The organism is Staphylococcus sp. HMSC057A08 (genome assembly GCF_001812925.1).
GTDB lineage: Bacteria > Bacillota > Bacilli > Staphylococcales > Staphylococcaceae > Staphylococcus > Staphylococcus hominis.
In genome coordinates this window covers 233,185-246,031 of sequence record NZ_KV810854.1, presented here as the reverse complement: position 1 = coordinate 246,031, position 12,847 = coordinate 233,185, and the positions used below count along the sequence as shown (strand labels likewise).

The following is a 12,847-nucleotide window of genomic DNA, read 5'->3' as shown; positions in this document are numbered from 1 at the left end:
GTTATAATTCCTTTAATTTTGATCTATGAGTGATGAGTTAATACACTCAAAATTTGTGATAATTGATAAAAACGTTGTTGATCTTTCATTTGTAAACTTACATCGATATGATGTTCTAATTGTTCGATTAGTGAATACTTTTTATTTAGATCAAGACTTAAGTGATATATATTATTAAGATATGCAAGATATTGATCAGAATATATTAATTGTTGAATTATAAGCTCATTTAATCGCCCATCTTGCTTATCGTTGTATTCAAAGTGAATGAATATATCAATACAAATATCTTTAGAAGCTATATAATTGAATATTTCATTTGTATTAATTAATGTTTGATCGTCTTTTGTTAATTTAATCGCAGAGAAATTGGAGTGTTTTAGGCCAATTTCAAGGGTTATATGACTTTTAATTTTCTTATTTACAAAATGACTACAATTTAATTTTGGCGGTGAGGCTTTTAAATAATTTAATAGCCACACACTAATTCTGGACTTAAAATGATAATGAAACAAAGCATATTCAATATAGCTTTGTTTCATTTTAACTAATGTGTCATTCAATTTTAACACCCACTCTAGTCATTCAATCTGCTCAATTCTTCATTCCAAGTTTCATTAGTTGGATCGATAATTAATAATTCGTTAAGTAATACTTTAGCTTTATCTTTTTGGCCAATTTCAATTAAATAGAAATAATAATCGCTTAAGAATAGACTCTGAGATTTTAATGTTGGATAAGCCAATTCATAGAAATGTTGGGCTTCAGTATCTCTTTCTTCTTCCCCATATGCATGTGCTAAATGCCACATAAAGACAGGGTCAAGATCTTCTTCATCTACATAAGATAGAAGTGAAATGATGGCTTCATAGTCTTCTTTTTGACGGAATAAATCACTTAAGATAAGTAAAGGTTTATGGTAACCATTATCTACTTCAAGTGCTTTTTTAAGAAGTTCTACCCCCTCATTCGCATCTCCATGTTCAATTTCTAAACTACCGGTAGAAACCATGAGTTCTTTATAAAATTGATTAAGACGTAACCCTTCTTTACCTGTTTCAATCGCATCTGGATAATTTTTTTCATTTTCATATAAAGATTGTAAATAAAAGTAACCTTGAATAAAGTCTGGGTCTTTAGAAAGAAGTGTAGTCATAATTTTTATAGCTTCTTGAGTTAGATCATTTTTTTCATATGCGATGGCTTTTTTGAAAAAGTCATCAGAGATCATTTCATCTTCACTAATCTCATCAAATAACTGTATAGCATCACTATAATTTCCACTTTGTAACGCACAATCAGCCATTCTTGAAAATAAATTAATTCCATTTATTTCATATTCGCCTGTATCTAAAACAACTTCATATTCTCGTGTAGCACGAAGGTATTGTCCATCAAAATAAAGTAATTCTGCTAAAGCAAAATGAATAATTGGGTCATTAGGTTCTAATTCACGCGCTTCAGTTAACTTATCAATAGCAACTTCAGTCATATTGATTTGTTGATATAAGTCGGCTTCTAACATTAACTTTTCAGGTGATAATTCAACTTGATTTAAATATTCTAATGCTTCGTCTGTTTGATTTTCAGACATAAGGCCTTCGATAAAATAAATTAATAGTTCACTTTCATCTGGATACTTATGATATAACGTTCTAAACACTTCAAGACCTTGAGGTGTTAATCCAAAGTTATATAATGTTTCTCCTAAAATAAATAAAGCATCATCATTATTGGATGTTAATGCTTCATTTACACGTGTATCTAAATGATCTAATTTTTGAAGATTGATATCGTCTATTAATTTATAGATATCTTCCATAATATTTTATCCCTCATTTTCTAAAAGCTTTAATTTCGGCAAGAAACCAGGGAATGATACATTTACTGCATCAAACTGACGTATCGTTAATGGCGAATCACTTAAAATAGAGGCGACTGCAAGCATCATGCCAATTCTGTGGTCAGTTAAGCTATCTACTATAGCATTTCTAGTTAATTCAGAGGGATGAATAATTAATCCATCCTCTGTAGCTTGTAATTTAAAACCTAGTAAATTAAGCATATCTGCAGTTGTATCAATACGATTAGTTTCTTTTACCTTTAATTCCTCTGCGTCCTTAATCATACTTGTACCAGAAGCTTGAGTGCATAACAAAGCAATAATTGGCAATTCATCAATTGCTTTAGGAATTAAATCTCCTTCAATTGTGATTGGTTTCAAGTTGTTCGTATACTGAACTCTAATCGACGCAGTTGGTTCTGAAGACTCTGTAACATTAAATAATTCAATGTTACCATTCATTTGTTCAACGATATCTATAATACCTGAACGTGTAGGATTGATGCCAACATTATGAATTGTAATATCACTTCCTGGAGAAATCAAAGCAGCTACAATAAAGAAAGCAGCTGAAGAAATATCTCCTGGTACTACAAAGTTTTTAGGTTGAATATTGCTTATAGCATAAGGAGATGTTGTAATCACTTTTTGATTTACTTGTATTGGAATTTGATAATGTTTAAACATCGTTTCAGTATGATTTCTACTTATGTCTAATTCTGTAATTTGTGATGCTTCTTTTGAAAATAGACTTGCAAACAAAATTGCACTTTTAACTTGAGCACTTGCGACTTCCATTTGATAATTGATACCATTAATGGCTGAAGGCTTAATAATAAGTGGTGTATAGTTATTTTCAATACCATTAATATTTGCATTCATTAATTTTAAAGGTTTTAAAATACGATCCATAGGTCGTTTTCCTATCGATGTATCTCCAGATAAGACACACTCTATGCCCAATCCACTTAAAAGACCAGCAAGTAAGCGCGTTGTTGTACCAGAATTTCCAGTATATAACGTTTGATGTGGTATATTGAAATGTTGATATCCTGGAGAATTAACAATAAGACGATGTTCTTCAATTTCAATCTCAACACCTAAGAGTTTAAAAATTTCAATTGTACGTAAACAATCTTCACCTAGAAGCGGTTGTTCAATAATTGATTTACCTTTAGCGAGTGACGATAGCATAATTGCTCTATGCGTCATAGATTTATCTCCAGGTACTTCTATCTCACCCTTTAATGGACCATGAATATCTATTGTTTGACTTGTTGTCACAGTATTTCACCTACTCTACTAATAATTGTAGTTGTTTAAATGATTGCTTCAATATATTTTTTTCTACATGATATACATTAGGTTTACCTAATTTCTCGAGTAGAACCATTTGAATACCTTCACCATTATTTTTTTTATCTGATAACATATATTGATACATTTCTTCAAAATCAATCTGCTGAATTAAATCCAGCGGATAATTTAATTGATTCATATAATTAATATAATGTTGAATATCAAATTGTGTGCCAAGAAGATGATTTGCCACAATAAACTGATAAATCATCCCAATCATAATGGCATGACCATGAGGTATTTTATACTTATATTCTACTGCATGTCCAAAGGTATGACCTAAATTTAAATATTTTCTAACATTACTTTCTTTTTCATCTTTTATAATAATGTTTAGTTTTGTTTTTATGCCCTTAAAAATAAATTGATCCATATCTTTAAGTGATTCAAGTGTTTTCCTATCTGAAAAGTGTTTTTCAATATCTTCTGTAGCAACTGCGCCAGTCAATAAAGCATGCTTATATACCTCAGCGTATCCACTTAAAATTTCATGATAAGGTAAAGTTTTTAAAAAATTTAAATCATATATGACTGCTTTAGGTCTATAAAATGCGCCTATAAGATTTTTACCATGGGAAGAATTTATTCCAACTTTGCCTCCTACACTTGAGTCATGCGCTAATATCGTTGTAGGTACTTGTATAAAATCAACACCTCTTAATAATGTAGAAGCTAAGAATCCTGTAAAATCTCCTGTGGCCCCACCACCTATAGCCACTAAACATGTATTACGAGTAAGGTTCATTCCTAGTAGTTGTTCCATGATAGATTGATAATGATTAAACGTTTTCATTTTTTCACCGGCAGGAACGATAACTTTTTGAATGTTTGAATTGTGACATAATATTTCAAATTTATCTCTAAAATTAAAATCAACAAATTCATCTATAATTAAGAATACTTTATCGTAATCTTGAATATAATCGGATAAATATTTAAATGCATGATGTTCTACAATAATTGGATAATTATCACTGTGATATGTGGTTTGTAATTGCATGATATACCTCATTTCTAAAGGTTAATTAAAGATGTTTAAAATTCTATATTTAACTTTCTACGTTCTTCAATTTGTTCTTTAAGTTGATCGATATGATTAGATTGGAACTCTTCTAAAAGAGCTTTAGCAACTTCAAATGCAACGACATGTTCGCAAACAACGCTTGCTGCTGGAACTGCACAACTATCTGAACGTTCTATAGTTGCTTTAAAATCTTCTTTAGTATTAATATCTACTGAATTTAAAGGTTTATATAAAGTTGGAATAGGTTTCATAACGCCATTTACAATGATAGGCATACCATTAGTCATTCCACCTTCAAAGCCACCTAAATGATTAGATCCTCTATAATAACCTCTTTCAGAATGATATAAAATTTCATCTTGAATTTCGCTTCCAGGTTTTTCAGCAGCTTTAAACCCTTCGCCAAAGCTGACACCTTTGAAGGCATTAATACTTACAACACCTTGTGCAATGCGTCCATCGAGTTTACGATCATAATGCACGTAGCTACCTACTGCAACTGGCATATTTTCAACCATAACTTGAACTACGCCACCTATAGAGTCGCCTTCCTTTTTAGCTTCATCGATTTTATCTCTCATTTTTTGAGCAATCGATTCATCAATCACACGTACATCATTTTTATCGATATTTTGTTTAAATGTTTCTGTATCGTATAACCCTACATCTTTAATTCCACCAATTTCTACAACACGACTATACATATGAATGTCTAGTTGAGAAAGTAAAATTTTGGACACTGCTCCTACAGCTACACGTGCAGCTGTTTCTCTTGCAGAAGAACGTTCAAGTACATTTCTCAAATCACGATGATTATATTTCATTCCGCCAATTAAGTCTGCATGACCAGGTCTTGGCTTTGTAATTGTACGTTTCATATTTTCACGTGCCTCGTCACTAATTGGTTCAATACCCATAATATTTCTCCAATGAGTAAAATCATCATTTTTAACTACAATTGTAATTGGACTACCTAAAGTAAAGCCATTTCTTACACCAGAAACAATTTCTACCGCATCTTTTTCAATTTGCATTCGACGTCCTCTACCGTATCCACCTTGACGCTTAAACATTTCTTTATTTATTTCCTCAGCTCTCATTTCTAAGTTAGCTGGAACACCTTCAATAATCACGGTTAGTTGTGGACCATGTGATTCTCCTGAAGTTAAATATCTCATGATTAATAGCTCCTTTCCTTTACCACTTTAAATAGTATTATGTATTATTTGTTATCATATCATATTCAATGAAATTACATAACTAGTGTAGAATAATTGGTGTTTGAAAATTCAAATAATTTTATATAAAAAAGTACCTAAGACAACTGTTGTCTTAGGTAGTTTCTAACATGTCGGCAGTCAATGGTTGAATTGAAAATAAATTCCAATTTATTCTACTTTTTAAAAATTATTCTTCATAAAGCCAATTTTCTCTATTAGCTTCGTAGCTATATATTTCATCATCATTAAACCATAAATTGATTTCTCTTTCAGCAGATTCTACAGAGTCTGATCCGTGAATAATATTTCTCCCTACTGTTAAACCATAATCGCCTCTTATAGTACCGGGAGCGGCTTCAGTGGGATTTGTTTTTCCGATAATATGTCTAGATACCGCAACTGCGTCTTCTCCTTCAACAACCATGGCAAACACAGGTCCAGAAGTTAAAAAAGAAACAAGTTTATGAAAAAACGGCTTCTCTGTATGTTCAGCATAATGTATGTTAACAGTATCTTTAGTTGGAATTATAAATTTACCGCCAACTATTTTTAAACCTTTTCTTTCAATTCTAGAAATAATTTCTCCTATTAAATTACGTTGTACTGCATCTGGCTTAATCATTAAAAAAGTGCGTTCCATTATACAAATCCCCCTAATTAAAAAATTGATTTAATATGTATAAATACATTTAATAGCAAACAACTTACTACTACTAAATACTAACAGGTTATTAAAGCGTTTTCAACTTTTTTCTATTCTTATGTATTTCTAGAACGCATTCTTTTAATAAGCTTTCTAAATAAATTTTGAGAATTTGGTTCCTCTAATTGATCAATTAAGTCGAGTGCTTTATTTAAATAATGATCGCTCACTTCTTGAGATTGTGTGATACTATTTGAATTCTTGATTTGATCAATAAGTGGATCAAATTGATGTTTATTTGTCAGGTGTGATAACTCAACAATTTGTTTTTTGAAAACCGGGTCTTTTTTCATCTCTAATAAAACTGGTAATGTAATATGACCATTCATTAGGTCACTACCCACAGGTTTACCTAATTTTTTCTCAGTACTTGTAAAATCTAAAATATCATCTACAATTTGAAAACTCATTCCAATATAATGACCAATCATTTTTAATTTTCGAATCGTCTCATTATCAGCTTGTGATGTTATTGCACCAACTTCTGTTGAAAGTTGAATAAGCAACGCCGTTTTTCTATTAATACGTCTCAAATAGTTCGTAATATTTTGATGACTATTAAATTGGTCTTGGAATTGGAAGAGCTCCCCTCTACAAACATCAACAATTGCGTTAGAAATAATAGTATGAACACGATGATCTTCAATTTTAGAAAGTTGTTTTAAACCTAAAGCTAGTAAGAAATTGCCAGTTAGGATAGCAGTAGTGACATCCCATTTTTTTTCAATAGTCAATTTACCACGACGTTTGTCACTTTTATCAATCACATCATCGTGCACAAGTGTTGCCATATGAATTAATTCTAAAGCTACTGCAACATGATACGTATCTTCAGTAATTTTCTTTGGTCCAAACTGACTACTAAGAAGAACAAATGCTGGACGCACTCGTTTGCCACCCGAAGATAATAAATGAAATGCTGCTTCTTGTAATACAGAATCATTACTTTTAATAGCATTTTTTAAACGCTTTTCAACATTTTTAATTTCACTATTCATACTTAACTTTGCCACATTAATCACCTTTTATTTAGTAGAAGTTTCTATTTATAGCCAAGGTGCATTGCAGCAACGCCACCTGTAAAGCTACGAACTTTTACATGACTGAAACCAGCCTGCTCAAATAAACGCTTTAATTTAGTTTTATCTGGAAAATTGAATGTAGATTGTTGTAACCATTCATATTCTTCCCTAGATTTAGCAAACAATTTCCCGAAAATAGGCATCACAAATTTAAAGTAAAGTTTATAAACTTGTTTAAATACGGGTAATGTTGGTTGACTTGTTTCTAAACATACAATCATACCGCCTGGTTTCAATACGCGATTTAATTCTTTTAATGTTGCTAAATAATCAGGCACATTTCTTAAACCGAAACCAATGGTTACATAATCGAATGTTTTATCCTCAAATGGTAAATTCATAGCATCGCCGTGCACTAAGTGAATATTAGGCATTGATTTAGTTTTTTCTTTACCAACTTCAAGCATATTTTCACTGAAATCTAAACCTGTAACTTCTCCATTAGGTCCTACTGCTCTACTTAAAGCAATAGTCCAATCTGCTGTACCACAACATACATCAAGTGCTTTACTTCCAGGTAACACATTCATATCTTTCATTACATGTTTACGCCATATTTTATGTTGTTCGAAGCTTATTATATTGTTCAATCGATCATATTTTTTAGAAATATTTTGAAAAACCGTATGAACTTGTTCTTTTTTTGCATTATTTTCAGTCATTAATTATTACCTCTACTTTTCTCTTTATCGCTTTGCTTTATATGTTTAATAAATTGGTTTATTTCATCTTCATCATATTCACTTAAATAAGAGGGATAATATTGATGTACCCCACTAAATAATTTTTCAAATATTTCATATTGAGAAATCTCAATATCTGTAAAATGAGAAATAGTTATAAAAGGGAAAAGTGTTTCTATATCTAACACAGCCTTATATATATCATGACGCTCGAGTGAATGATGATGCAATGAAGTTTTAAGCTCATTAGATTTTATAATCGCTTCACTCATTAGCTTTTGATATGACACATCACCAATTTCAGATATTAAAGTATAAAAATGAGCACTTAATAAGTCACCAATTAGAATTGATTTCTTAGATAATTTATTTTTAGAAATATCATCTAGATGCTTCATTGAAGTATCAATAGTGAGGCAGGCAAGTTTAGCATTTTCTGGAATATTAAAATGATCTAAAACATCACTTAATCCTTTATTAATGTGAATTGCTTCATATTCATTAATTCCTTTAAGCCTTTGAGTAATTTGTCTATTTAATTTGCTTAATGTTCTTTCCATGTTCACACCTCACGTTAGTATCAATATACATATTAACATTATATTCATAAAAATAAAATATAGTGCTTATGACGAAAATAACTTCACAGACGCTTCACAGTGAATTGTACAATTATAAATAAAACATATGTATTTAGAATTAAACAATATATAAAATAAAAAGCCCTTATAGGGCTTTTTAAGTAAATTATTTTACAGCATCTTTTAATGCTTTACCAGCTTTGAATGCTGGAACTTTACTTGCAGGAATTTCGATTTCTTTACCTGTTTGAGGGTTACGTCCTTTACGTGCAGCACGTTCACGTACCTCGAAGTTTCCGAAACCAATTAATTGAACTTTTTCACCTTTAGAAAGTGAGTTTTGAATTGATTCGAAAACAGCGTCTACTGCTGAACCAGCTTCTTTTTTAGTTAAATCAGCTTGTTCTGCAACCGCATTGATTAAGTCAGTTTTATTCATTATGAGTTCACCTCCAGATGAATGATAATGATAAATTTATATCATTATGGTATGACTTTAACACAATAATTCCCTTTACCGCAACGATTTATATACTTAAAACGTTGAATTATCAGTATTTCGTGAATAATTTTATAAAATATTTGCGTTAAATAGCAAAATTACACTTTATTCAGCTTTTTTATCTCGTCCCATTAAATCCTTCACACTATCTTTCACTGGTTTATCTTCAAATAATACTTTGTATAAAGCATTGGTTATTGGCATATCAACATTTTGAGCTTTTGCTAAATGATATACTGAATTTGTTGTATAAATTCCTTCAACAACCATATTCATTTCGTTAAGTGCTTCTTCAGTCGTTTTACCTTTTCCTAATTTATATCCTAAAGTATAATTTCTTGAATGAGTAGACGTACACGTTACAATTAAATCACCAATGCCACCAAGACCTAGAAAAGTCATAGGATCAGCCCCTAGCTTTTCACCTAGTCGACTAATCTCAGCTAAACCTCTTGTCATTAAAGCAGCTTTAGCATTATCACCATAACCCATTCCAGCAACAATACCACTTGCTACAGCAATAATGTTTTTAAGTGCACCACCTAGTTCTACACCTATCAAATCATTATTAGTATATACTCGTAAGTAATCATTCATGAATAAATCTTGAATAAGTTTACTTATACGTTCATCTTTTGACGAAGCTGCAACAGTTGTAGGTTGTTTAATTACAACTTCTTCAGCATGACTTGGTCCAGATAGTACCCCCACACCATTTTTATGGTTCTTAGATACTGAATCTTCAATCATTTCTGATACACGTTTAAATGTTTCATTTTCAATACCTTTTGCAACGTGAATAAATGTTTTTTTAGTTTTAATATGTTGATTAATTTCAGTCACAACGTCTCTAATTGCTTTTGTAGGTAAAGCAATTAAAAATATATCTGAAAAATTAACTGCTTGTTCTAATTGATTTGTTGCTTTAATTGTTTCAATTAATGTTACGTCTTTCAGGTACCGTTTATTTTGATGAGATTGATTAATTTCATCTACAGTATTTTCATTTTTTCCCCACATTAAAACTGAATGGCCATTCTCTGCTAAAACATTTGCTAATGCAGTACCAAAACTTCCTGTACCAAAAACTGTAATCTTAGTCATCTTAATCTCTCCTCTTAGTTTCTTCTTCTAGGGATGATATGAATAGGCGTTCCTTCAAAACCAAATGCATCTCTAATTTGATTTTCAAGATAGCGTTTATAAGAAAAATGCATTAACTCAACATCATTTACAAAAACCACAAATGTTGGTGGTTCAATAGCCACTTGAGTAGTATAGAAGACATTTAAACGTCTACCTTTATCTGTAGGTGTAGGATTCATTGAAATTGCATCCGTCACCACCTCGTTAAGTGTTGAGCTTTGAACACGTTTTTTGTGATTTTCACTTGCTTCTCTTATATAAGGGAAAAGTGTTTTTAATCGTAGTCGCTCTTTTGCCGATACGAAAGCGATAGGTGCATAATCTAAAAATTGAAATTGATTACGTACATCATCAGCAAATTTTTTCATGGTATTAGTATCTTTTTCTACAGCATCCCATTTATTTACAACAATCACCATTGCTTTTCCTTCTTCATGAGCATATCCAGCAACGCGCTTATCTTGTTCAATAATTCCTTCTTCGGCATCAATAACTAATAACACCACATTTGAACGCTCAATTGCTTTTAAGGCTCTTAATACAGAGTATTTCTCAGTTGACTCATATACTTTACCTTTTTTTCTCATACCTGCTGTATCTATTAACACGTAATCTTGTCCATCATAGCTATACTCAGTATCTACAGCATCTCGAGTTGTACCTGCTACATTTGATACAATAACACGTTCTTCACCTAAAATGGCATTTACTAAACTAGATTTACCCACATTTGGACGGCCAATAATAGATAAACGAATAATGTCATCATCATATGGATCACTATCTTCTTCTTTAAAATGTTTAACGACTTCATCTAATAAATCACCTAGACCTAAACCATGTGAACCAGAAATTGGATAAGGATCGCCAAAACCTAAAGAGTAAAAATCAAAAATATCACTTCTCATTTCAGGATTATCTACTTTATTTACTGCTAAAACAACAGGTTTTTTTGATTTATAAAGTAATTGAGCCACCATTTCATCACTTTGAGTGAGACCTTCCCTCACATTTACCATAAAGATAATAACGTCTGCTTCATCAATAGCGATTTCTGCTTGAGCTCTTATTTGTGTTTGGAAAGGTGCATCTCCGATTTCGATGCCTCCAGTATCAATGATATTAAATTCATGTGTTAACCATTCGCCTGAAGAATAAATACGATCACGCGTAACACCTGGAGTATCTTCAACAATTGATACACGTTCACCTACTACTCTATTAAAAATTGTAGACTTCCCCACATTAGGTCTACCTACAATTGCTACAATAGGTTTAGTCATAAGCTAACTTCCTCTCTTTCTAAAATCTCTATAATTTTATCATACGCAATGATGATTTAAAAACAAGTATATATTGTCATACGATAGATAGTGAGTAAAGATAAATAAAAAAAGAGCAAGAAAGAATTCTATTTGAATATCTTTTCTTGCTCTCATCATTAAATTAAATAATAAAATATTTAATATTAGAATTTTAAGTTTTTAAATTTATCACCAAAAACGTCACCTAAAGTTGGATTGTCTTCATCTGTTTCATTAGATAAATATGATTGAGTTGTAGCTTCGTCACTTTCAATCACATCTTCATTTGGTAATGTAGCTTTAATAGATAAAGAAATACGCTCATTTTCTTCATCAATACCTAAAATTTTAACGCTCACTTGTTGTCCTGGTTCTAACACTTCACTTGGTGTACCAATATGTTTATGAGCAATTTCTGAAATGTGTACAAGTCCTTGAACACCAGGAGCAATTTCCACAAAAGCGCCAAAGTTAGCCAAGCGAATTACTTTACCTTCGATAACGTCGTTTTCGTGGAATTTACCTTTAATATTTTCGAATGGAGTTGGTAAAGTATCTTTAATAGATAAAGAAATACGTTCAGTATCTTTTTCAACAGATTTAACTTTAACGTCCACTTCTTGTCCAACGCTTACCACGTCTTCAGGAGATTGAACATGCTCATGTGATAATTCTGATACGTGAACTAATCCATCAACGCCACCAATATCTACAAAAGCACCAAAGTTAGTAAGACGCGCAACTTTTCCTTTGATAACGTCTCCTTCATTAAGTGAATCTAATAACGATGCTTTTTTAACGTCATTTTCAGCTTGTTCAACTGCTTTACGGCTTAAAATGACTCTATTATTTTCAGGATCTAATTCTTCTACTTTAAGACGAATGGTTTGTCCTTCAAATACAGAGAAATCTTCAATGAAATCAGTTGAAATGAGTGACGCAGGAACGAATCCTCTTTGGCCCACATCCACAACTAAGCCACCTTTAACTACTTCAGTAACTTTAGCTTCGATTACTTCGTCATTATCAAGCTTTTCTTGTAAATATTCATATGATTTTTCGGTTTCAAGTTGACGTTTTGATAAAATGTAAGCGCCTGATTCATTTGCTTCGTCAATTTCAATTTTGGTTACATATGCTTCAATTTCATCACCCTCTGAAATAATCTCACTTGGATTTTCAATGTGATGAGTTGAAAGTTGGCTAATTGGAATAATTCCGTTATATTTAGCCCCATCAATATGAACTACTACTTGTTTATCTTCAACTTGTTGAACTTTTCCAGTGACTTTGTCACCTTCTTTAATATCATTAATCATTGATTCATTGAATTCTTCAGTCATCATGTTTGCCTCCTTATACACTACATAACTATAACATCTTATAAACACGAGGAATTG

At 31.4% G+C, this 12,847-nt stretch carries 13 protein-coding genes; all 13 read right to left on the bottom strand.

Translation table 11 applies throughout. The features are described 5' to 3' along the window. Window positions 1–23: 23 nt before the first annotated feature. Entirely contained in the window at window positions 24–563 is a 540-nt protein-coding gene (locus HMPREF2881_RS05810) for a YpiB family protein (RefSeq protein ID WP_002449704.1), read from the bottom strand. A 14-nt stretch (window positions 564–577) separates the two neighbouring features. After that, entirely contained in the window at window positions 578–1,822 is a 1,245-nt protein-coding gene (locus HMPREF2881_RS05805) for a tetratricopeptide repeat protein (RefSeq protein ID WP_002449879.1), read from the bottom strand. Window positions 1,823–1,828: 6 nt separating this feature from the next. Then, on the bottom strand, window positions 1,829–3,127 hold the full coding sequence (gene aroA / locus HMPREF2881_RS05800; protein WP_002449768.1) for a 3-phosphoshikimate 1-carboxyvinyltransferase: 1,299 nt from the start codon (window positions 3,125–3,127) through the stop codon (window positions 1,829–1,831). A gap of 10 nt (window positions 3,128–3,137) precedes the next feature. Continuing rightward, the gene (gene aroB / locus HMPREF2881_RS05795) at window positions 3,138–4,202 is read right to left on the bottom strand and encodes a 3-dehydroquinate synthase (RefSeq protein WP_002449806.1); all 1,065 of its coding nucleotides are present in this window, start codon (window positions 4,200–4,202) and stop codon (window positions 3,138–3,140) included. Window positions 4,203–4,237: 35 nt separating this feature from the next. Continuing rightward, entirely contained in the window at window positions 4,238–5,404 is a 1,167-nt protein-coding gene (aroC, locus tag HMPREF2881_RS05790; protein WP_002449816.1) for a chorismate synthase, read from the bottom strand. Between the two features lie 229 nt (window positions 5,405–5,633). Continuing rightward, window positions 5,634–6,086, bottom strand: coding sequence for a nucleoside-diphosphate kinase (ndk, locus tag HMPREF2881_RS05785; RefSeq protein ID WP_002449736.1), 453 nt, complete (start codon window positions 6,084–6,086; stop codon window positions 5,634–5,636). Between the two features lie 119 nt (window positions 6,087–6,205). Continuing rightward, entirely contained in the window at window positions 6,206–7,162 is a 957-nt protein-coding gene (locus HMPREF2881_RS05780; protein WP_002449820.1) for a polyprenyl synthetase family protein, read from the bottom strand. A 29-nt stretch (window positions 7,163–7,191) separates the two neighbouring features. Further along, on the bottom strand, window positions 7,192–7,893 hold the full coding sequence (locus HMPREF2881_RS05775) for a demethylmenaquinone methyltransferase (protein ID WP_002449836.1): 702 nt from the start codon (window positions 7,891–7,893) through the stop codon (window positions 7,192–7,194). Further along, a complete protein-coding gene (locus HMPREF2881_RS05770; RefSeq protein ID WP_002449710.1) occupies window positions 7,893–8,474 on the bottom strand; it encodes a hypothetical protein in 582 nt (193 codons plus the stop codon). The genes HMPREF2881_RS05775 and HMPREF2881_RS05770 overlap by 1 nt, the downstream gene beginning before the upstream one ends. Before the next feature lie 187 nt (window positions 8,475–8,661). Further along, the gene (locus tag HMPREF2881_RS05765) at window positions 8,662–8,934 is read right to left on the bottom strand and encodes an HU family DNA-binding protein (RefSeq protein WP_002449794.1); all 273 of its coding nucleotides are present in this window, start codon (window positions 8,932–8,934) and stop codon (window positions 8,662–8,664) included. Window positions 8,935–9,102: 168 nt separating this feature from the next. Next, window positions 9,103–10,101, bottom strand: a complete 999-nt coding sequence (locus HMPREF2881_RS05760) for an NAD(P)H-dependent glycerol-3-phosphate dehydrogenase (RefSeq protein WP_002455320.1) — start codon at window positions 10,099–10,101, stop codon at window positions 9,103–9,105. 14 nt (window positions 10,102–10,115) lie between these two features. After that, entirely contained in the window at window positions 10,116–11,426 is a 1,311-nt protein-coding gene (gene der / locus HMPREF2881_RS05755; RefSeq protein ID WP_002449709.1) for a ribosome biogenesis GTPase Der, read from the bottom strand. 185 nt (window positions 11,427–11,611) lie between these two features. Next, entirely contained in the window at window positions 11,612–12,790 is a 1,179-nt protein-coding gene (rpsA, locus tag HMPREF2881_RS05750; RefSeq protein WP_037555976.1) for a 30S ribosomal protein S1, read from the bottom strand. Between the last annotated feature and the right edge of the window lie 57 nt (window positions 12,791–12,847).

Coding starts and splice junctions, on each gene's coding strand:
- HMPREF2881_RS05775 (WP_002449836.1), bottom strand. CDS start 7,893: ATGACTGAAAATAATGCAAAAAAAGAACAAGTTCATACGGTTTTTCAA.
- aroC (WP_002449816.1), bottom strand. CDS start 5,404: ATGAGATATTTAACTTCAGGAGAATCACATGGTCCACAACTAACCGTG.
- der (WP_002449709.1), bottom strand. CDS start 11,426: ATGACTAAACCTATTGTAGCAATTGTAGGTAGACCTAATGTGGGGAAG.
- HMPREF2881_RS05770 (WP_002449710.1), bottom strand. CDS start 8,474: ATGGAAAGAACATTAAGCAAATTAAATAGACAAATTACTCAAAGGCTT.
- ndk (WP_002449736.1), bottom strand. CDS start 6,086: ATGGAACGCACTTTTTTAATGATTAAGCCAGATGCAGTACAACGTAAT.
- HMPREF2881_RS05805 (WP_002449879.1), bottom strand. CDS start 1,822: ATGGAAGATATCTATAAATTAATAGACGATATCAATCTTCAAAAATTA.
- HMPREF2881_RS05765 (WP_002449794.1), bottom strand. CDS start 8,934: ATGAATAAAACTGACTTAATCAATGCGGTTGCAGAACAAGCTGATTTA.
- aroB (WP_002449806.1), bottom strand. CDS start 4,202: ATGCAATTACAAACCACATATCACAGTGATAATTATCCAATTATTGTA.
- HMPREF2881_RS05760 (WP_002455320.1), bottom strand. CDS start 10,101: ATGACTAAGATTACAGTTTTTGGTACAGGAAGTTTTGGTACTGCATTA.
- rpsA (WP_037555976.1), bottom strand. CDS start 12,790: ATGACTGAAGAATTCAATGAATCAATGATTAATGATATTAAAGAAGGT.